This window comes from Carboxylicivirga linearis, from assembly GCF_018271995.1.
Lineage (GTDB): Bacteria > Bacteroidota > Bacteroidia > Bacteroidales > Marinilabiliaceae > Carboxylicivirga > Carboxylicivirga linearis.
On record NZ_JAGUCO010000013.1, the window covers coordinates 75288 to 98887 of the forward strand.

The 23600-nt window shown below is 37.5% G+C and carries 12 protein-coding genes; all 12 read left to right on the plus strand.

Annotation, left to right across the window (positions count from 1 at the left end; genetic code table 11):
- Positions 1-70 precede the first annotated feature (70 nt).
- The 12 genes from KEM10_RS15280 (at position 71) to KEM10_RS15335 (ending at position 23565) form a co-directional block, all read left to right on the plus strand.
- Positions 71-3139 carry a SusC/RagA family TonB-linked outer membrane protein gene (locus KEM10_RS15280; protein ID WP_244825913.1) on the plus strand — a complete coding sequence of 1023 codons (3069 nt, stop codon included), beginning with the start codon at positions 71-73 and terminating at the stop codon, positions 3137-3139.
- 11 nt (positions 3140-3150) lie between these two features.
- Positions 3151-5076, plus strand: coding sequence for a RagB/SusD family nutrient uptake outer membrane protein (locus KEM10_RS15285; protein WP_212216900.1), 1926 nt, complete (start codon positions 3151-3153; stop codon positions 5074-5076).
- Between the two features lie 43 nt (positions 5077-5119).
- On the plus strand, positions 5120-7966 hold the full coding sequence (locus KEM10_RS15290; RefSeq protein ID WP_212216901.1) for a SusC/RagA family TonB-linked outer membrane protein: 2847 nt from the start codon (positions 5120-5122) through the stop codon (positions 7964-7966).
- Between the two features lie 25 nt (positions 7967-7991).
- Positions 7992-9758: a RagB/SusD family nutrient uptake outer membrane protein gene (locus tag KEM10_RS15295; protein ID WP_212216902.1), complete on the plus strand. Its 1767-nt coding sequence runs from the start codon at positions 7992-7994 to the stop codon at positions 9756-9758.
- Positions 9759-9780: 22 nt separating this feature from the next.
- Positions 9781-10818, plus strand: a complete 1038-nt coding sequence (locus tag KEM10_RS15300) for a DUF5627 domain-containing protein (RefSeq protein ID WP_244825915.1) — start codon at positions 9781-9783, stop codon at positions 10816-10818.
- A 19-nt stretch (positions 10819-10837) separates the two neighbouring features.
- A complete protein-coding gene (locus KEM10_RS15305) occupies positions 10838-12985 on the plus strand; it encodes an endo-1,4-beta-xylanase (RefSeq protein WP_212216903.1) in 2148 nt (715 codons plus the stop codon).
- 389 nt (positions 12986-13374) lie between these two features.
- Positions 13375-15846 carry a glycosyl hydrolase 115 family protein gene (locus tag KEM10_RS15310; RefSeq protein WP_212216904.1) on the plus strand — a complete coding sequence of 824 codons (2472 nt, stop codon included), beginning with the start codon at positions 13375-13377 and terminating at the stop codon, positions 15844-15846.
- Positions 15843-17774, plus strand: coding sequence for a sialate O-acetylesterase (locus KEM10_RS15315; RefSeq protein ID WP_212216905.1), 1932 nt, complete (start codon positions 15843-15845; stop codon positions 17772-17774). Before KEM10_RS15310 ends, KEM10_RS15315 begins: the two co-directional genes overlap by 4 nt.
- Before the next feature lie 8 nt (positions 17775-17782).
- Entirely contained in the window at positions 17783-19246 is a 1464-nt protein-coding gene (locus tag KEM10_RS15320; protein WP_212216906.1) for an MFS transporter, read from the plus strand.
- A 40-nt stretch (positions 19247-19286) separates the two neighbouring features.
- Complete coding sequence (locus tag KEM10_RS15325) at positions 19287-20429, plus strand: endo-1,4-beta-xylanase (protein WP_212216907.1); 1143 nt, start codon at positions 19287-19289, stop codon at positions 20427-20429.
- A gap of 29 nt (positions 20430-20458) precedes the next feature.
- On the plus strand, positions 20459-21427 hold the full coding sequence (locus KEM10_RS15330; protein WP_212216908.1) for a glycoside hydrolase family 43 protein: 969 nt from the start codon (positions 20459-20461) through the stop codon (positions 21425-21427).
- Positions 21428-21816: 389 nt separating this feature from the next.
- Entirely contained in the window at positions 21817-23565 is a 1749-nt protein-coding gene (locus tag KEM10_RS15335) for a glycoside hydrolase family 43 protein (protein ID WP_212216909.1), read from the plus strand.
- Positions 23566-23600: the final 35 nt, after the last annotated feature.

Below are 23600 nucleotides of genomic sequence, written 5' to 3' on the forward strand. Positions count from 1 at the left end.
CAAAAAACTATCCCTATTTAGTTTTGATAGGATAAGCGTAGCAAGATGCTTAGTGTTTTTGATGTTTGTCATGTTTACAGCTTCTGTCTTTGCCCAGAATACAAGGCAAATTAGTGGAACAGTTTTAGACAGTGATGGACTGCCTGTTATTGGTGCAACAGTTATTGTAGATGGTTCTAGTGGCATTGGAAATATTACCAATGTTGATGGAGTGTTTTTCTTAGATATACCAACTGGAGAGCAAACATTGGTTATTTCTTTTATTGGAATGGAAACTCAAAAAGTTACAGTTACTAATGAAAGTCAAATTAGTGTTACCTTAGAAAATTCTACAACTACACTAGGTGAAACGATTGTTGTTGGTTATGGTCAACAAAAGAAAGAAAGTGTTGTTGGTGCAATAACACAAACCTCAGGAGCTGTTTTAGAACGTGCAGCCGGTATTACAAATGTTGGAGCAGCTTTAACCGGAAATTTACCTGGTGTTACAACAATGGCTAGTTCTGGTATGCCAGGCGAGGAAAATCCACAAATTATTATTCGATCAGCCAGCTCATGGAATAATAGTGAGCCACTAGTTTTGGTAGACGGAATACAGCGTCCTTTAAATACAGTTGATGTTGCATCGGTTGAATCAATTTCTGTATTAAAAGATGCATCGGCAACAGCCGTATACGGTGTGCAGGGTGCAAATGGTGTTATTTTAATTACCACAAAAAGAGGTAAAGAAGGAAGTGCTAAGATTGATGTATCAGTTAATTCAACGCTTAAGAGGCCGTCGAAATTACCAAATAAAATGGATTCGTATGATGCCTTAAGGGCAAGAAATGAGGCTGTTGAATATGAGCTGGGAATCAGTCCTGATTCTTGGAAATATATTAGACCTCAGTCTTTTATTGATATGTATCGTAATCAGACAACACAAGCGCAAAAGGAAAGATATCCTAATGTAGATTGGCAGGATGCTATTTTTAAGGATTATGCTATGGCATATAATGCTAATTTAAATGTATCAGGAGGTACCAAGTTTGTGAAGTATTTTGCATCTGCTGATTTTACCCATGAAGGCGATTTATTTAAGATATATGATAACGGGCGCGGATATGAAGGAGGATATGGATTTAATAGATTGAATGTTAGGAGTAATCTAGATTTTCAATTGACTAAATCGACTGTCTTTAAAATGAATTTAGCTGGTTCTACAGGATACAAGAAGACACCTTGGGATCAAACGGCTTCTAATGACTGGGCAGTGCAACAACAATGGGCAGGTGTATATAATATAGCACCTGATGTGTTCTTACCTCAGTATGAAGATGGTTCATGGGGTATGTATCCTGATATATCGAATGTTAGTAACTCAGCGATGATAATAGGGATATCCGGAGCAATGTTAACAACTACCACCAGAATTAATACTGATTTTGTACTTGAACAAAAATTGGACTTTATCACTAAAGGACTTGGATTCAGAGGAACTGTTTCATGGGATAACAACTTCGTTGAATATAGACGAGGGATTGAAGATTTATATAATTCACCACAGCAGAAATACATTAATCCGGTAACTGGTGCCGTGACTTACGAAGAGGCTTTCAATGCTAATAATGGATTTGATTTTGCTCAATCTGTGATGTGGAAGACAGAAGGCGGAGAGGTGCGTAACGATCAAACATTAAGAAACCTTGATTATCAATTACAAATAGACTGGAATAGAACCTTTGGGAAGCATAATATTACTGCAATGGGACTATTTAGCCGTAAAGAGCGAGCTATTGGAAGTGTGATCCCAATTTATCGTGAAGATTGGGCTTTTAGATCAACATATAATTTGGCTTCAAAATATTTTCTCGAATACAATGGAGCTTATAATGGTTCTGAAAAGTTTAGCAAAGAATATCGATTTGGTTTCTTTAATTCAGGTGCAGCAGGTTGGATGATTTCAGAAGAATCATTTATGAAAGGATTATCCTTTTTGGATATGCTTAAATTAAGAGTATCCTACGGTGAGATTGGTGATGATTATGGTGATCGTTTCTTGTTTATGACCCAATGGGCTTATGGGGGGAGCACTCCAATTGGTTTAGATCGAAGCGATAGTCCTTATACATGGTATCGTGAGGCTACCATAGGAAACCCAGATGTAAGGTGGGAAACCGTTAAGAAATTAAATGCCGGTGTTGATTTCGCATTTTTTGAAGGGCTGGTTGCTGGTAATTTTGAATATTTCCAGGATAAAAGGGTAGATATCCTTATTAAAGGTTCGGATAGAGCTATGCCTCAGTATTTTGGGGGTAAGGCTCCAACAGCAAACTTGGGAGAAGTTCATACCAAAGGTTATGAACTTGAATTAAGATTAAATAAGGTCTTAAGTAATGGATTGCGTTTATGGGCTGATTTAAATATGACTCATGCTGAGAACGAAGTTATTAAAAGAGATGATCCAGCAATGTTTGAAGATTATCGCAAACAACAAGGTTATAGTATTGGTCAGTCTAGGACGTATGTAGATGCAGGTTTCCTTAATAGCTACGATCAACTATACGGTAGTCCGAATTATGATGCTACCAATAGTGAAAGGCTTCCTGGTGATTATTACATCTTGGATTTTAATGGAGATGGTATAATAGATGCTAAGGATCAAATACCTTATGGTTATTCAAATGTGCCACAGAATACGTATAACGCTACATTTGGTTTTGAATGGAAAGGATTTAGTGCTTTTGCACAATTGTATGGAGTAAATAATGTATCACGTTCAGTCCCACTGAATAGCTTTCCTTCAACCTTAAATACTGTATATGAATCTGGAACATGGTGGTCAAAAGAGAATCAAAATGCAGATATTAGTGTACCCCGTTACTTATCTACTCCAAACTCAGCGTATAATCAAGGGACTCAGTTTTTATATGATGGTTCATACATACGACTTAAAAATGTTGAGTTGGCTTATACGTTAAGAGCTATGAGCTTAGACCGTATAGGTCTGTCTAGTATGAAAATTTATATTAACGGTAATAACCTTTGGGTAAAATCCAAAATGCCTGACGATAGGGAATCTAATTTTGCAGGTTCTGGAGGATCAGGTGCATACCCAACAATGAAGCGTTATGTTTTAGGCGTTAGATTTACACTTTAACATTTTGAACTATGAAAAATATATATAAAATACTTCTATACAGCCTGGTTATTTTTTCGATCGGATTAGGGAGCTGTGAAGATTATTTAGATAGGGATCCCGAATCAATAGTTTCAGAAGAAATAGCCTTTAAGAATTACATTAATTTTCAAGGTTTTATTGATGAGATTTATAATTGTATACCTGATAAACAAAAGTACTATTGGGTAACATCTTATAATTGGGGTGATGACGAAATATTCAACGTTCCAGCTAACTTTGTGATGGGACATCAAATGGACATTGGTAATTTCTGGGCATGGCAAAATAACGATCAAAGCTGGTTAGATGCTGGAAGAGCTGATCCGACCTCGGGAGATAAGTTTAATCATAGATTATGGTCTCATGCCTGGTATTGTATTCGCAAGGCCAATATGGGGTTGGAAAACCTGGATAGAATGGTGTCGGCAACAGCTGAAGAAAAAAGACTTATAGAAGGGCAATTGTATTTCTTCCGTGGATGGTGGCACTTTGAGTTGATGCAATGGTTCGGTGGATTGCAATACATTGATAGAGTGTTATCCCCAACAGAAGCATTTGATTTACCTCGTTTAAGTTATCAGGAATGTGCTGATAAGGCAGGAGCCGATTTTAGGAAAGCGGCAGATTTGTTACCAATTAACTGGGATAATACATCAACAGGCAATAATACCAGTGGAAAGAACCAATTGCGGATTAATAAAATAGCGGCTTTAGGATATCTCGGTAAAAATTATTTATGGGCAGGTAGCCCTTTAATGAAAAATGGAGCTCAAGTTGGTGGATCTAAAACTTATGATTATGATCAAGCCTACTGTCAACAAGCAGCAGACGCATTTGGTGAATTATTAAAATTGATAGAAGGTGGTGAAACTCAGTTTAAACTAGCAAGTTTCGAATATGACGATATATACAATCACGTTAAATCGGGTACCGAGAAATCATATACTGAAATATTTTATACCAGAGGCCAAAGCTTCTTACAACCTGGGGCCGATGAAGTAATCTTTAGGGGCAGAACATATGACTCAAATGGTTCGGCATGGAACTTTCTGAAAACGTGGGGGCCAAAAGTTAATGGGTTGGTGGATCATGATAATGTTATACATCATCCAACGGCTAACTATGTTAGGTATTATGGAATGGCGAATGGTTTACCGTTAGATGATCCTAATTCTGGATTTGATCCAGAGTATCCATTTAAGGATAGAGATCCACGTTTCTATCATGACATTATAGTTGATGGATTTAAATATGTAAACTCAGCGATGCTTGAGGAGGATGAACATTTAAGGTATACTGGTTTACATACAGGTGGAACGATGAGAGATCCTCAGAATGGAAGCCGTACGGGTTATTTTACGCAAAAATTTGCTCCTCATGAATGTAATAAGTATGATAAGGCCTATGATTGGGGGGATGGAATTCAGACATACCAGCCTTATATGAGGCTAAGTGATGTTTACTTAATGTATGCCGAAGCTTGCGCAGCGATTGGAGGGGCTCAAACTACATCAGCTACCTATCCAAAAACAGCAGAGGAAGCCATTAATACAATCCGAGAAAGAGTAGGAGCTGGTTTTGTAGATGCAAGTTACGTTGCAGATAATAATAAGTTCATTGACGAAATTAGAAGAGAAAGAGCCGTAGAATTGGCTTTCGAAGGATTTAGGTTTAATGATTTACAAAGATGGTTATTGTTAACAGAGTATCCATATAATGTAAAAACTTCTAATGAATTTGATCGGATTGAATCTTTGGATTGGTTTAAAGAAAATGATTGTAAGGATGCCAGAGTTGCTAATTTTAGAGAGGAAGTTATTTTAACACGCAATTTTAGTAAGAAGCATTATTGGCTACCTCTAAAAGTTTCTGATGTCTCACTTTATCCTGAATTTAATCAGAATCCTGGTTGGTAGTACAATCTAACTAAATTATACTGTAACAATAAATGAATAAGCAATGAAATATATACAATTAAGATTCATTTGCCTGGCATTATTTATCATGGTTCCGTTATTTCTTATTGAGTCCCAGAATAGTGAAGGAAATGAAGCTGATACGTTAAAATTAACAGAGGACCCACTGGTGCAGGTTGCTTATAAAAAGGTCGCGAAAGGTGAGCTTTTAGGTGGAGTTTCTGTGGTTGATTTAGCCGAATTAACAAAAATGAATTATACGACATATAGCCTTGATAATATGCAAGGTTATATAGGTGGATATACAGGTAATTCACTTTGGGGGATGGGTGATTATTTGGTTTTAGTAGATGGTATTCCCAGAGATGCTAATAATGTTTTACCTACTGAAATAGACCAAATTACCTTTTTAAAAGGGGCCTCGGCAATTGCCATTTATGGTAGTAGGGCTGCAAAAGGCGTCATCTATATTTCAACTAAAAGAGGTACTGATAGTGATCTGAAAGTTAATGTTAGGGCTAATACCGGGTGGCATGTTGCTAAAAGTTATCCAAAATATTTAGGTTCTGCCGAATATATGACACTCTTTAACGAGGCTTCGTTAAATGATGGGAAAGATGTTGTTTACAGTGATGAAGACATCTATAATTATGGTTCAGCTAACAATCCTTATCGTTATCCTAATGTTGATTTTTATTCATCTGATTATATTAAAAAATCATATAATCGGACAGATGTAATTACAGAAATTACGGGTGGTAATAAAAGGGCGAAGTTCTACTCTAATATAGGATATTATACTGAAGGTGATATGATTAACTTTGGTGAAGCTAAAGATAATAACACTAATAGATTAAATATACGAGGTAATGTAGACGTTAATATCAATAGTAATGTTAGTGCTTATATTAATGCAAATGCCACGTTCTATAATGCAAGAACTGCAAATTCAAGTGGAGATAATAACTATTGGCAAAATGCGGCTAGTATGAGACCCAATCGTATTTCACCTCTGATTCCAATTAGCTTTTTAGATCCGAATGACCAGCAATCGTGGAATTATATTAACAGCAGTAGTAATATAATTGATGATAAATATTTTTTAGCCGGAACGCAGAGTGAACCAACCAATATTTTTGCCGACTATTATGCAGCAGGATATAATAAATGGACAAGCCGACAATTTCAGTTTGATACAGGCATAGATTTTGACTTGCAGAAAGTATTAAAGGGTTTATCATTTCATACACAGTTTGCTGTTGATTACTCTACAACATATAGTACATCATTTAACAATTCATACGCTGTTTTTAATCCGGTTTGGAGAGATTACAATGGAGTTGAGTATGTTCAGATACCATCAAGAATTGGGAACGATGAGAAATCGGGTAACCAAAACATATCTAATAGTAGCAGTAGGCAAACCACTTTGTTTTCTGGAAGATTAGTATATGAAAATACTGTAAATGATGCTCATAATTTTAATACTATGCTTATAGCATCTGGATGGCAGCAAAAAGTATCAGCTGAATATCACGCAATAAGTAATGCAAATTTAGCTTGGCAACTAGATTATAATTTTAAACATAAGTATTATGCAAGTTTAAGTGCAACTGCAACTCATTCTGCAAGGTTAGCAGAAGGTAACCGAACGGCTATTTCTCCTTCTGTCACTCTGGCATGGAGAATTAGTAATGAGGATTTCTTATCAGGTTCAAATGTTATTGATGATCTTTTGTTAAGTGCATCGGCCAGTACTTTGAATACAGATATTGATATTGAAAATTACTATATGTACAGTGGTAGCTACGATAATGCTGATGGAGCGTATTGGGGATGGTCAGATGGAAGGCCTGAAAGATCTACTAATGCTAAAAGAGGAGCCAATGAAGATTTGGATTTTATCAAACGCCAAGAATTATCGGCCTCAATTTATGCTTCTTTGTGGAATAGAAAAGTTGAAATAAATACGTCTGTATTTACCAATAAAATGGATGGAGGGGTCATTATTCCATCAACTATTTACCCAAGTTACTTCTCAACTTACTATCCTGAATCAACTTTCCGTCCTTATCAAAACTTTAATGTGGATGAAAGAAATGGATTTGATTTTAGTGTTAATTTTAATAAGCATGTTGGTGAGGTTGATTTAACACTAGGATTGAATGGTGTTTATTATATAACTAATGCAGCTAAACGTGATGAAGCTAATGAATGGGGATATCAAAACCGTCAAGGACAGCCTTTAGATGGCATTTGGGGATTGGAAAACGATGGATTCTTTAATAGTCAGGAAGAAATTGATAACTCTCCGGAACAACGATTCTCCGGAACAGTGAAGCCTGGTGATATCAAGTATATCGATCAAAATGGTGATGGTATTATCGATGAGCAAGATAATGTTTATCTGGGTAGAGGAGGATGGTCCGGTGCTCCTTTTACTGCTGGTGTAAATTTAGTTGCAAAATGGAAGAATCTGACCTTTTTTGCTTTGGGAACAGGTAGTTTTGGAGCTTATGCTATGAAAAATAGTTCTTATTTTTGGGTGTCAGGTAATGGTAAATACTCAGAGGCAGTGCGTGACAGATGGACAGAAGCCACCAAAGAAACAGCCACTTATCCGAGATTAACTACCGAATCAGGTGATAATAATTTCAGAAATTCAGACTTCTGGTTGTATAAAACGGACCGTTTTAATTTGGCTAAAGTTCAGATTACCTATGATATCCCTAAAAATGTCTTGCAGAATTTTGTTTTCCAGGATATATCAATGTATATGAGCGGGTCGAATCTATTAACCATATCAAAAGAACGTGAAATTCTGGAGATGAGTGTGGGAAGTGCTCCCCAAACGCGTTTTTATAACTTTGGTATAAAAGCCGTTTTTTAAGGTCAGTAAATCAAAAAGAAAAGCTATGAAAAATATATTTAGATTTTTGGTTCTTCTACTTGTAATTACCTCGTGTGATGATGTGTTTGAGCCCGCATTGGAAAACATACGTGATTTGGATGTTATGTACAAAGAACCAGTATATGCACAAGGCTTGCTTGCTAATGCTTATATACTACTTCCATATTCATCCAATCCAACCAGTGAAGTTGCTACAGATAATGCAGTAACTAATGATATCTCCAATGATTATCTGTCGATGGCAACCGGATCGTGGAGTTCTGATAATAATCCAACTTCCCAATGGGATACTAGGCAAAATGCAATTCAATACATTAATTTGTTTTTAGCTAATACTGATGAGGTATTATATAGTAAGAATGAAGCTATCAATACAATGTTTAATGATAGACTCAAAGGTGAAAGCTATGCATTGAGAGCATTACATACATATTATCTTTTAATGGCTCATGGAGGTTGGTCGGAAGATGGACGATTATTGGGAGTAACTATTCGTACTGAACCAGAAACTGTAGAGTCAGATTTTAATATGCCCCGTAATACATTTCAGGAATGTCTTGATCAGGTTTTTGATGATATTGATCAAGCATTAGAATTATTACCGTTAGATTATGGAGATATTAGTGATGCGGAAATTCCTGAAAAATATAAGGCTTTGGGTGTTACCAATGCAGGAGATTATAACAGAGCTAATGGAGATCATATTAAAGGTCGTATTAGTGGACGCATTGTTGAAGCAGTCAGAGCTCAAGTTGCACTATTGGCTGCCAGCCCTGCTTATTCTGCTGGTAATGATGTGAATTACGAAGAAGCTGCACAATTTGCAGCCCAGGTATTAGATCGAATTAATGGAATAGCCGGAATTGATATGAATGGTGGAACTTGGTATGCAAATGCTTCCGAGATTGATAACCTGGGAGCTGGAGTTGTACCTGCAGAAATTATTTGGCGAAGCCCAATAGAAACAAACAATAATCTTGAGACAGATAATTTTCCACCTTCAATTTATGGGAATGGAAGGATCAATCCAACACAAAATTTAGTTGATGCCTTCCCAATGAGTAATGGATATCCCATTTCTCACAATAGCTATGATCCTGAGTTTCCTTATCAAAACCGAGATCCCCGATTGGAGAAGTATGTTGTGATTAATGAGAGTGTACAAGGACCTAATGATTCGCAAATTATTACAGGTACATATGGTGATAATAACGATGGTATTAATAAAGATAACGGATGGTCAACAAGGACTGGATATTACCTGAGAAAGTTGTTAAGAAAGGATTGTAATCCGGATCCAACTTATAATACCGAACAAAAACACTATACGGCCCGCATTAGGTATACCGAATTATTTCTTATTTATGCAGAGGCGGCTAATGAAGCATGGGGACCAACCGGAACAGGTGGAAATGCTTATTCAGCATATGATGTAATTAAAGCTATCCGACAAAGAGCAGGTATAGATGAGGAAGATCTTTACCTTGAATCAATAAAAGGTGATAAAGACCAAATGAGGGAGCTTATTAGAAACGAGAGGCGCTTAGAATTATGTTTCGAAAACCATCGTTTTTGGGATTTAAGAAGATGGAAGGTCTCTGATTTAAATGAAACTGCACTCGGAATGCAAATAGGAGACGTTGATGGAACCAAGGTTTATACTCCTGTTGAAGTAGAAATAAGAAACTATAAACCACACATGTATTATGGACCTATTCCATACAGAGAATTACAAAAGTGGAGTGCATTAGTTCAAAATGCGGGTTGGTAATTTAATTGAAAAAGTGAAAGCTATGAATAAGATGAAACAATATAAAGGAATTTGGGGACTGAGTATTTTATTATTTGGCTTCTTGATTACATCTTGTGAGAATAAAGAAGTCATTTTTCCAGACTTTGAGTATACGACGGTGTATTTTGCTAATCAATATCCTGTGAGGACTATTGTTTTGGGCGATGACATCTTTGATAATACATTGGATAATGAGCATAAATGCAAGATTTATGCAACCATGGGAGGTGTTTATAAAAATGATAAAGACATAGAAATTGATGTAAAAGTAAGCAATGAACTATGTGATAATTTATACTATTCCAATGGTGATGAAGTGTTACCAATGCCATCAGAATATTATTCATTGGCTTCTGATAAGATTTTATTAAAGAAGCAAATGCAAGGTGGTGTAGAGGTGCAATTGACGGATGCTTTTTTTGCAGATGAAAATGCCCTCAAAAACACTTATGTAATACCTTTGGTAATGACGAATGTAGTAAATGCTGATTCAATTCTTTCAGGTGTAGCTTTGGGTGACTCGCCAATTAGGCCTAATGGAGCAGATTGGGATATCGTGCCAAAAGATTATGTAATATATTGTGTCAAGTATATTAATGAGTGGGATGCAATTTACTTAAGAAGAGGAACAGACGAAATTGAGACTGGAAATGAGGTTGAGACAGTAATTCGTAGAGAAGAGAATGTTGAAAATGATGAGTTGGCTACTTGCTCAACTGTTTCTTTAAATTCTATTGAAATGCCAATCACTATTCAGAATTCGATTAGTGAAAATGTTACATGTACTCTACTTTTAACTTTTAATCAGGATAATAATTGCACAATTTCATCAGCTGATAGTGATTTTACGGTTGCTGGTTCAGGTAAATTTGTCATTAATGGAGAGAAGAATAGTTGGGGTGACAAAGATCGCAATGCCTTGTATCTTGATTATACAATCAACATGGAAGGTAAAAAATACTCAACCAAAGATACCCTTGTTGTTAGAGACAGGGGTGTTAAACCTGAATATTTTACTCCTGAATATATAGTATTGTAGTATTTAAATCCATAAAATAATGAAGTATTTAAATAGAATAGGATTAGGAGTCATTGCCGTTTTATCAATGGTTTCTTGTGCCGATGATAGTTTACTTGACTTTGAAGTCAAGAAACCGGAGAGTATTCAAATGTATGAATACCTGAAAGACTATGATTTATTAAAGACGTATGTAGATCGCACTGAGAATCCTGATTTCATTTTAGGAGCAGGTGTCTCGCTTAATGATTATATTCAAAAAGATTACAGAAATAGTTTTATTTCTTCCAATTTTGATGAAATGACTGCTGGTTATGCAATGAAGCACGGAGCCATAGTAAAAGATAATGGTAGTATGTCTTTCGTAGGAGTCCAAAATTTTGTTCAAACTGCACAGGAAGATGGTATAACCATTTATGGACATACTTTATGTTGGCATGCTAACCAAAATTCAACTTATCTGAATAGCATAATTGCTGATCGTGAAATTGAAGTTGATCCTGAGGATGCCAACAATGCATTAAAAATTACAACTCCAGAGGCAAACGCCAATATCTGGGATTGGCAGCTAGAATACACAATGCCTACTCCATTAACTGAGGGAGTGGAATATACATTAACAATGCGTGCAAAAGCTTCAAGTGCATATACTGTTGGATTTTGGCGAACAGATGGAGCAACAACCGATTATGGTCCGGACATTGCCTTGGGTGAAACTTGGGGCGATGTTATCGTAACATTTACACCAAGTATGAATGCTACCAGATTACAATTTTGTTTCGGAACATTTGGAGGTGATTTATTCTTTGATGATATGGTTCTTACCGCAAGTGGTTCTGAAGATAATTTAATTGAAAATGGAAACTTCGATGCAGATGATCTAAGTCAGTGGGGAAAACCGAGTTGGCATGCTTACACTTATTTGATTGAAGCTATTGCAGCAGGGCCAACTACCTATTGGACAAACTTGGTAAACAACAGTGATATCGAAAATGATGATGTTTCCAGTTTCTTTGCCACAGAGGCAAATGATGGTCCAAATCCCGCCACAATTGGTGATGCAGGAACAGGAGCAGATGGTGTGGGGAGAGCAATTGTTGTTAAATCGGGAGATGCGCCTAGCAATCCATGGGATACTCAGTTCTTTATCAAAGGACCCCAGCAATTGGAAGAAGGTCAAGCCTATCGTTTTAGCATGAAGGTTAAAGCGGATAAAGCTGCAAGCACCGAATCTCAAGCGCATAATGAACCGGGAGGCTATTTACATTGGTCAATGGTTGGTAGTCCAAACGTTACTACCGAATGGCAGGAATATTCTAATTCTGGAGTAATTTCAGAAGCTCAGGCAGGTATGAACACCATTGCTTTTAATCTTTCAGTTTTTGCGGAAGCCAATACGTATTATTTTGATGATATTGTATGGGAAATTGAGGAATCGGGAAATTCAATACCTCTGACACCTGAAGAAAAAAGAGATACTATTTCATATGCTTTAGAAACATGGATGTCTGGTATGTTAGAAGCTTCAAAAGATTATGTAAAAGCATGGGATGTGGTAAACGAGCCAATGGATGATGGCAATCCTTATGAACTAAAATCAGGCTTAAATAAAGCTCCTGAAGATTTTGCAAGTGATGAATTTTACTGGCAGGATTACCTGGGTAAAGATTACGCAGTAATGGCTTTTAACTTGGCTCGTCAATATGGTAATGAAAATGATATTCATTTTATTAATGATTATAATTTAGAGTATAATTTAGATAAATGTAAAGGTTTGATTACCTATGTTGAGTACATTGAGGCTCAAGGTGCCAGAGTTGATGGAATCGGAACGCAAATGCATATTAATGTTGATTCCGATAAAGATAAGATTGCTCAAATGTTTGAACTTTTAGCAGCAACTGGTAAGCTAATTAAAGTTTCGGAGTTGGATATTGGCATTAATAAAAAAACATCAGAAGCAACAGAAGAAGATTATCAAGCTCAAGCTGAAATGTATGCCTATGTAGTGAACAAGTACAAGGAATTGATTCCTGTATCACAACAATATGGGATAACCGTTTGGAGTCCTACGGACAGCCCGGCCGAATCTTCATGGAGAGGTGGAGAACCTATTGGGTTATGGACATTAAATTATTCACGCAAACACTCTTATGCAGGCTTTGCAGATGCGCTGTCAGGCAAATAATTAGTTGTTGAATTATATTAAAATAAAGGAGGTTTTTATCGAGTAAAACCTCCTTTATTGTTCATTGTTAAAGCGTACCCTAAAGGTGGATACGAAGCCTGTGATGTGCGCGAATATCTTATGTTTGAAGCAATATACTCAAAATTAAAAGACCTTTTATTCAAGTCAATTTATATTTGATTTGAGATGAAAAAAACAAAGCTGTTTCATTGAAAGGCAATCACATTGATTCGAAATTATAATTCAAAATTAGCCAAAAAGAGATTTATAGAACCAAACCCTTAATCAAAATTAATAGAATACTAAGAACTATGATTTTGCATAAAATAATTTTAAAGTTGGTTTTTACAGTTACGTTGTTAAGCGTTTCGTGGCAATGTAATCTAAGTTTGGCACAAAAAATTGATACTCATGTGTCATTTAAACAGGTTGATGAAAGTTTTGCTCTGGTATCAGAGACTAATCAAGTGGCATCCCTAGTTGTATGTGATTTAGATTATCAAGGTGTTAATGTTGTTGCTAATTGGTTTGTTAATGATCTGAAAATGGTATCAGGCCAGGAGGCAAAGATTTATCAATCTGAATTACCAAAGTCTAAACACGTAATTTTAGTTGGAACTATCGGTAAAAATCGGTGGATTGATCAATTAGTAAAAGAAGGGAAAATTGATGTTTCGGATTTAAAAGGTCAGTGGGAGAGAAGTCTTAGCCAGGTTGTTGATAATCCGTTTCCGGGCATCGAGAAGGCATTAGTACTTACTGGAAGCGATAAACGAGGTACTATTTACGCAATGCTTAACTTATCAAGGGCTATGGGTGTATCGCCATGGTACTGGTGGGCAGACGTACCTGTTGATAAACACGAAGCGGTTTATGTGAAGGCAGGGCGTTATGTTACCGAAAGCCCTAAAGTTAAATACCGTGGAATTTTTCTGAATGATGAAGAACCGGCCTTAGGAGGTTGGGTTCGTGCAACCTTTGGCGGATTTAATTCTCAATTCTACAGTCATATTTTTGAGTTAACCTTGCGTTTGCGAGGTAACTTCTTATGGCCTGCTATGTGGGGTAAAGCGTTTTTTGATGATGATCCTGAAAATGGTGTTTTAGCCGATAAGCTTGGAATTGTAATGAGCACCTCGCATCACGAACCCATGGGGCGTGCCCAGCAGGAATGGCACAGGTATGGTTCCGGCCCCTGGAATTACAACGAAAACAAAGACGTTCTTTCTGAATTTTGGAGAAAAGGAATGGAGCGGAATAAGGACTGGGAAACAATTGTAACAGTTGGAATGCGTGGCGATGGGGATGAAGCCATGGAGGAAGGTACAAACATTTCTCTGTTGGAAAAGATTGTGAAAGATCAGCGCATAGCTATCCGTAAAGTGACAGGTAAAAAAGCGGAAGAAACACCGCAGGTATGGGCTTTGTATAAGGAGGTGCAGGATTACTACGATAAAGGTATGCGTGTTCCTGATGATATTACTCTGCTACTTTGCGACGATAATTGGGGAAATGTTAGAAAATTACCCGATGTGAATGCTCCGGTTCGTAAAGGCGGCTATGGAATGTACTATCATGTGGATTATGTTGGAGGGCCGAGAAGTTACAGATGGATTAATGTGAGCCAGATTCAGCGGATTTGGGAGCAAATGAGTCTGACCTATAGTCATGGCGTGGATCGTATTTGGGTGTTAAATGTTGGCGATTTAAAACCAATGGAGTTTCCGATAAGTTTTTTCCTTGATATGGCATGGGATCCAACTGTCTTTAATGCTGATAACCTATACCGTTATACTGTTAATTGGTGTGCGGAGCAGTTCGGTGATAAATATGCTGAAGACGCAGCACGCATTCTTAATTTGTATACCAAATATAACCATCGGGTTACGCCCGAATTGCTCGATCATAAAACATACAGTCTCAATAACTACGATGAGTTTGAACGGGTACGTAATGATTATCGTGATTTAACACTGGATGCATTGCGCATTTATAATTTTTTACCTAACGAGTACAAGGATGCTTTTGATCAGTTGGTTCTTTTTCCAACCAATGCCAGTTGCAACCTTTACGAAATGTACTTTGCTGTGGCAAAGAACCATAATCTGGCGGCCGAAAATGATCCGTCTGCCAATGATTGGGCCGATGTGGTAGAAGAGTGTTTTGAGCGCGATTCGCTGTTTACTGTACATTACAACAAGCAAATAGCCAATGGCAAATGGATTCATCAAATGGATCAGATACGTATTGGTTATAAATCATGGGCAGAGCCCCGCCAAAGTACAATGCCGGAAGTTGTTCGGATTGAAGTGCCTATGAAATCTAACTCAGAACTCGTTTTTGTTGAAGCTGATGGATATGTTTCAATTGAAGCAGCTAATTATCAACATGCAAATGGAACCAATAAAATACGATGGAAGGTTATTCCCGACTTGGGCAAAACTGATTCAGGCATTACAACGTTCCCGCAGAATCTTTATCCATCTAAAGGAGATTCCGTTTACCTGGAATATGCCATTGATTTTAAATCGACCGGAACATTTGATATACATATTTGGGTTTCACCAACATTGAATTTCAATGCAAATAAAGGATTGCGATATGCAGTTTCGGTTGACGGCGGTAAAGAGCAGGTGGTCAATTTTAATGGTGCATATCGGGGTGAACTTGGAAAATGGCAGGCAGAGAGGATGATTAAATCGACTATTCAACAGTCAATAAGCGATGCCGGTGTACATCTGCTTCGCATCCGGGTTCTGGAACCAGGTATTGTATTACAGAAAATAATGATTGATACCGGAGGTTTAAAGCCTGCTTATTTGGGTGCACCTCAGAGCAAACAAAAAAAAAATAAAAAATGAATCGATATAAAATGGGGTTACGATTAGTATATATGCTATTGCTTGCGGTAGTTTCACTTCCTTCGCTGGCAGCAGTAAAATTACCGCGCCTCGTGAGTAATGGCATGATTCTCCAGCGGGATGAACCTTTAAAAATATGGGGATGGGCCGATCCCTCAGAGAAAGTCACTGTTAAGTTTTTGGATAAAACCTATAAAACTAAAGCTGATAAAGCCGGCAATTGGCAATTGGAATTGGCTCCAGCTTTAGCAGGTGGACCGTATACAATGAAAATAAACGAAATCGAATTAAGCGATATTTTGGTTGGTGATGTGTGGTTATCATCAGGACAATCAAATATGGAATTGCCTGTTCGAAGGGTAATGGATTTGTATGCCGAAGAAATCAATAAGGTAAATAATACTAATATCCGATTGTATCGGTCTTCAACCCGAAAAGATGAAATAATGGCACAACCCGACTATCCAGATGGATCATGGTTGTCTGCAACACCAAAAAATATTGGTAACTTCTCCGCTGTTTCTTGGTTTTATGCCAATAACCTGTATCAAAAATACCAGGTTCCAATCGGTATTATTAGTACCGCAATAGGTGGTTCACCAGCCGAATCGTGGTTAAGTAAAAATAAAGTTGAGAAGTACCTTGCTGACTGGACTGTAAAGAAAGCGCACAGCGATTCAGTTCGGGCAAAGATGAAGGAAGAAGAGCCTGAAAAACTGGCTTATAACTGGAGTGTCGAAGTAAATAAAAATGATCCCGGTATCGGTAGATGGTCAAAGGATGATGTTGATGTTACGGATTGGAACCAAATTTCCTTACCCGGATACTGGACTGACAAAGGAGTTGAATTGAGAAATGGATCTATTTGGTTCTGCAAAGAATTCAATGTAGCAGATTCCGTGGCTGTAAAAGAAGCTATTTTGCGTTTGGGATGCATTATCGACAGCGACTCTACATTTGTAAACGGCATTTTTGTTGGAAACATAACATACCGTTATCCACCGCGTATTTACAACTTGCCCAAAGGTGTGCTTAAAGCCGGAAGAAACAAGTTGATGGTTCGCGTATTTTGTCAAGGCGGACGTGGCGGTTTTGTAGAAGAGAAACCTTATGAAGTTCGAGTTGGATCGCAGGTTATTGACCTTACAGGTGACTGGAAATATCATATTGGTGCAAAATTAAATCCTCCGTTTGGTCCTTCGGGACTATCCTTCATGCCTGGTGGTTTATTCAATAGTTTAATCAGTCCTGCACTTAATTACAAAATCAAAGGAGTGATATGGTTTCAGGGAGAATCGAACACCGGACGTGGAAAAGAATACGAAGAATTGTTTAAAAGTATGATTCAGGATTGGCGGTCACAATTCGATCATCCCGAACTACCATTCTTGTATGCTCAGTTGGCCAATCTGGGTGTTCCACAAAAACAAACAGTTAATAGTGGTTGGGCTGAAGTTCGTGATGCACAGCGTCGCACATTAGAACTGTCAAATACTGGTATGGCTGTTACCTTCGATATTGGAGAGTGGAACGACATTCATCCATTAAACAAAAAAGAAGTAGCACGACGTTTGTTTCTCGAGGCTCAGCGTGTTGCCTATAACAATAGTACAATTGTTAGTTCAGGGCCTTTGTATGAATCAATGAAAACCGAAGACGGAAGCATCATTCTTACATTCAAATCAGTCGGGCAGGGCCTATATGCCAATAGCCTCTTAGAAGGATTTCAGATTGCCGGAGAGGATGGTGGCTTCGTATGGGCTAATGCAGTGGTGATGAGCCGAAATACAGTAAAGGTATGGAGTCCAAAAATTTCTGATCCAAAAATAGTACGATATGCCTGGGAGGATAATCCTGAAGGTGCAAACCTTAAAAATAAGGAAGAGCTCCCGGCTTCACCTTTTTCAACTGAAATTAAAAACAATTAATCAATTAAATGATGAATACAAGTTCTCATAAGCTCTCTGTTGTCGAAAAAATCGGGTATAGTCTCGGTGATCTGGCAGCCAATCTGGTTTTTCAAACCTTGATTACCTATTTAGCTTATTTCTATACCGATATTTACGGTCTTGAAAACAACGATGCCTCAGTAATAATGCTTGTTGTTGGTTTGGTTGCAGCCTTTATGTTTAACCCGATCATTGGTGCATTAGCTGACCGAACAAATTCTAGATGGGGAAAGTTTCGACCATGGATTTTATATACATCGGTTCCAATGGGAGTAGTGGCATTATTAGCCTTTACAACGCCCGACTTCTCATACCAGGGTAAACTGATTTATGCTGCAGCAACCTATACTTTATTATTGTTGTTGTATGCGGGGAGCAATTTACCCTATTCAGCTTTGAGTGGTGTAATTACAGGTGATATGGGTGAGCGTAACAGTATCTCTTCTTATCGTTTTGTGGCGGTGATGTTTGCTCAGTTTTTCGTGCAGGTTTTTATGTTGCCAATTATCGAATATGCAGGTGGTGGCGATAAAGCAGCAGGAATGGAGGTAGTAATGACCTGGTTGGCTATTACTGGAACTATTATGTTGATTATTACCTTTTTTACAACCAAAGAACGAATTGTTCCCAAACCCGAACAAAATTCAACTCTAAAAGAAGATATCTCGGATCTTGTAAAAAATAGACCTTGGATCATTATGCTCACGGTGACCATTCTTATTTTTATCACCCTGGCAATGAAGGGAGGAGCGTATGTTTATTATTTTAACAACTACGTTGATGCAATTGCGTTAGAAAAATTCATTCAACCCATTCTGAAGGTTTTATCTGCTATCGGACTCAACTTCTTTGGCTCTGATCCAACTTCTGCAGGTTTCGGACTATTTAATGCTGGTGGTATCATCTTTATGATTGTGGGTATTTCTTTTTCTAAAAAACTGGCCGACAAATATGGTAAACGGGATGTGTATATAAGTGGATTGTTTGTTTCAACCTTGTTCATTCTTGCTTTTTATGTTTTTCCCGCACAAAGTGTGGTACTAATGTTTACATCTCAGATTTTTCACGGTTTCTTTTACGGTATTACCATTCCAATTCTTTGGGCAATGATTGCCGATGTTGCAGATTATTCCGAATGGAGAAATAACCGCCGAGCTACAGCTATTATATTTTCTGCCATGATGGTTGGTTTAAAAGCCGGATTGGCAATTGGTGGAGCATTGGTTGCCTGGATTCTTGGTTTGTATGGATATGTGCATAAAGAATTGTTGGATGCTGGTAGGGAAATTATTCAGCCCGAATCGGTTAGTGTTGGAGCAAAGATGCTGGTTAGTGTTTTCCCATCAATTCCTTTCTTAGTGGCTACCGGATTGCTTTTCTTTTATGTAATTAATAAAAAAATGGAAGTGCAGCTCGAAAAAGATTTGATGGCAAGGCGAAATGAAGAATAAAAACAATAAAATAACAGTAATTCAATAAAACACAGACAAAATGAAAAAAGTGAAATATAAACCCTTATTACTTGTTCTTGCAGCGTTGCAATTGATTGCATGTAACGGACCACAGCAAGTAAATAAGGAAACGCTGAAAGATGCTTTTGCTGGTAAATTCTATATTGGTACAGCTCTTAATGAATGGCAAATTACGGGTCGGGATACTGCTTCCATAGATGTGGTGAAAGAACATTTTAATGCCATTGTTGCCGAGAATTGTATGAAAAGTGCTGAAATACAGCCGGAAGAAGGGGTTTTTGATTTTTCACTGGCCGATAAATTTGTTGATTTTGGTGAGCAACACAACATGTTCATCACCGGTCATTGCTTGATATGGCATTCGCAGGCTCCTAGATGGTTTTTTACCGATAGCTTGGGAAACGATGTTACACGTGAGGTTTTAATTGGCCGTATGAAAACGCATATTGAAACAGTAGTGGGGCGTTATAAAGGTAGAATTAAAGGTTGGGATGTAGTTAATGAGGCGATTGTTGAAGATGGCTCATTTCGTGAAAGCAAATTTTATCAGATTGTTGGAGAGGATTTCATTAAGCTGGCCTTTCAGTTTGCCCACGAAGCCGACCCTGATGCAGAGTTGTATTACAACGATTACAACGAATGGTACCCGGGAAGGCGCGATGCAATAGTGGCAATGATTAAAAAGTTTAAGGCTGATGGAATACGTATTGACGGAATAGGCATGCAGGGACACATTGGAATGAGTGGTCCATCTATCGAGGAATATGAAGAAGCCATAATGGCCTATGCCAATGAGGGCATGAAAGTAATGGTGACAGAATTGGATATGTCTATTCTACCCAATCCGAGTTTTGGCGATTTAGGTGCTGATATATCCACAAATTTCGAATATCGCAAAGAAATAAATCCATATGAAGATGGAATAGTTCCACTGGAAAAGCAAAATGAGTGGGATTCGCGCATGGTTGAATTTTTTAATCTGTTTTTAAAACATTCTGATGATATAACAAGGGTAACGCTTTGGGGTGTCAATGACAGAACATCGTGGAAAAACAATTTTCCAGTTAGAGGACGTACAGATTATCCTTTGTTATTTGACCGGGAAAATCAACCAAAATCCATAGTAGGAAAACTGATTGATTTGGCTAAGCAGACGAAGTAAGTATAAGAAAAACTTTAAAATTATACAGAATGAAAGAACCAAGATACCTTGTACCTCATTTATACACTGCCGATCCGGCTGTACATGTGTTTAATGGCAAGTTATATATTTATCCTTCACACGACGTTGAGTCGGGCATACCCGAAAACGATAATGGTGATCACTTTGATATGCGCGATTATCATATCTTTTCGATGGATGATATTGAAGGAGTAGTGACTGATCATGGGGTTGGTCTGGATGTAAAAGACATTCCATGGGCAGGCCGCCAGTTGTGGGATTGTGATGCAGCCTATAAAAACGGAAGATATTATCTATATTTTCCGTTAAAGGATAAAACCGACATTTTCCGCATTGGAGTGGCAGTTAGTGATAAACCTGAAGGTCCTTTTATTCCCCAGGAAGCACCAATGAAAGGAAGTTATTCAATTGATCCTTGTGTATTTGAAGATGAAGATGGTGTGCATTACATGTATTTTGGTGGTTTGTGGGGCGGACAATTGCAGCGATACAGAAACAACAAAGCCATTGAATGCGGACATGAGCCAATTGATGATGAACCGGCATTGCCATCGAGGGTTGTGAAGTTGAATGATGATATGCTCGAGTTTGGCGAAGAACCCAAAGAAGTGATTATTCTGGATGAAAAAGGTGATGTAATTTCTGCAGGTGACCACGATCGCCGTTTTTTTGAGGCATCGTGGATGCACAAGTACCAGGGTAAGTACTATTTCTCCTACTCAACCGGAGATACTCACAAACTGTGCTATGCCATCGGTGATAATCCGTATGGGCCATTTACCTATCAAGGGGTTATTTTAACACCGGTAGTTGGTTGGACCACACATCATTGTGTTGTTGAGTTTAAAGATAAATGGTACTTGTTTTATCACGATTGTGTTCCATCTGGTGGCAAAACCTGGTTACGAAGCTTAAAAGTCATTGAACTGCAGTACGACAAAGATGGTCAGATTGAAACTATCAATGGAATGATCTAGTTTTATCTATGCAATGAAATTAATAAAGGAGTAAAACAGAAACCTTCTAATCTAAGCGACTTTTATTGGTCGTGGATTGGAAGGTTTTCTTATATCATAAGGTTTAATTGGCATCGTAGCTTTATTATACTCTTTCTGATATGTGTGCTTCTTAATGATTCTTTAGCAATAACTGTACGCGGTCATTGTTTTAAAGCGAACTTCAAACGAAATATCCGAAATTATAGATGGAATATCTAAGATTTAAATAGTAACCTTTTTCTATCAATTAGTTTTACTCCAAATGAGGTTTGTGTATTTGGTAAGATAGATATTCAATACTTCAATTAATAGCATCGGCCAATGTGGCTTTATGAATAATAAATTGTATATTAAAAATATTGTAGACAATGAAGAATACCCGGCAGACAATATGGACACTAATTGCATTACTAATAACTTTGAATGTATATGCGAAACAACCGATAAAGAAAGATAAAGTGACGAATGCGCCAGTCTTTTCAGCCTTTATTTATGAGGGTACAGACGAGGTGTATAGTAACAACCCCTTAAAAGAGAATGAGTTTTATAATCCAATCCTGCAAGGTTGTTACCCCGACCCGGCCATAGCTAAAAAAGGTGACGATTATTTTATGGTTTGTTCATCATTTGCCATGTTTCCGGGGGTTCCGATTTTTCATTCTAAAGATATGGTCAACTGGACAGACCTTGGTGGAGTGTTAAACCGTGAATCACAACTTGATGTATCCGACTGTGGTATTAGTGCCGGAATATATGCCCCTGGTATTACCTATAACAGCTATAATGATACTTTTTACATGATAACAACCGGATTTACCGGTGGATTGGGTAACTTTATTGTAAAAACCAAGGATCCTTTGAAAAAGAATTGGAGTGATCCTATCAAATTAAAGTTTGACGGTATTGACCCATCGATCTTCTTTGATGATGACGGTAAAGCCTATGTTGTGCACAATGATGCTCCTGACCAGGGTAAAGAATTATATGTTGGTCATCGTGTCATCAAAATTTGGGAGTACGATATTGAAAATGATCAAATAATTGAAGGAACTGATAAGATTATTGTAGATGGAGGTGTTGATTTGGCTAAAAAACCAATTTGGATTGAAGCACCGCATATTTATAAAAAAGATGGCAAATATTATTTGATGTGTGCCGAAGGTGGAACCGGAGGTTGGCATAGCGAAGTTATATTCAAAGCAGATAATCCCAAAGGTCCCTACATCCCGGCTCCTAATAATCCAATTCTTACACAAAGGTATTTTAATAGAGTTCGTGCAAATAAAGTGGATTGGGCTGGTCATGCCGATATTATTGAAGGTCCGGATGGAAAGCACTATGGGGTGTTTTTAGCAATCCGCCCTAATGAAAAGCAGCGTGTAAATACTGGTCGTGAAACCTTTATCTTACCCGTTGACTGGTCGGGTGAATGGCCTGTTTTTGAAAACGGATTGATTCCAATGGAGCCTAAATTACAACTACCAGAGGGAGTTGAGAATAAAACCGGACAAAGTGAATTCTTTCCAAATGGTAACTTTACTTATAAAGAGGATTTCTCAGGCGAACAATTAGATTACAGGTGGATTGGATTAAGAGGACCTCGCGAGAATTTCTTAGAAAAGGCAGCTAGTGGAATTCGAATTAAACCATTTGAAAACAACATTAAAGAAGTGAAACCTACTTCCACATTGTTCTATCGTCAAATGCATAAGAATTTTTCATATAGTGTTACCATGAGTTATAAGCCTAATAATGAAAAGGATTTGGCTGGTATTGTTTGTTTGCAAAACGAACATTCCAATTATGTTTTTGGTGTCACAAAGAAAGGCAATGATTACTATCTGCTTTTGCAAAGAAATAGTAAACAACGTTTTGCAAAAGAAGTAAATTCTGAAGTGCTTGCTTCAACAAAAATTGACATATCAAAACCGATCGGTTTACAAGTTTCGGCAAAGGGTGATAATTATGATTTTTCGTATTCAACCAACGATAGTGATTTTACAAACTTAGGTGGAGTTGTATCGGGAGATATTCTATCAACAGATGTAGCCGGTGGGTTTACCGGTTGTTTGTTAGGCTTGTATGCAACATCGGCTAATGATGCCATTGTTGATTAATGTTTGTTTGAGAAAGAAAGGTGTACTTAAATAAT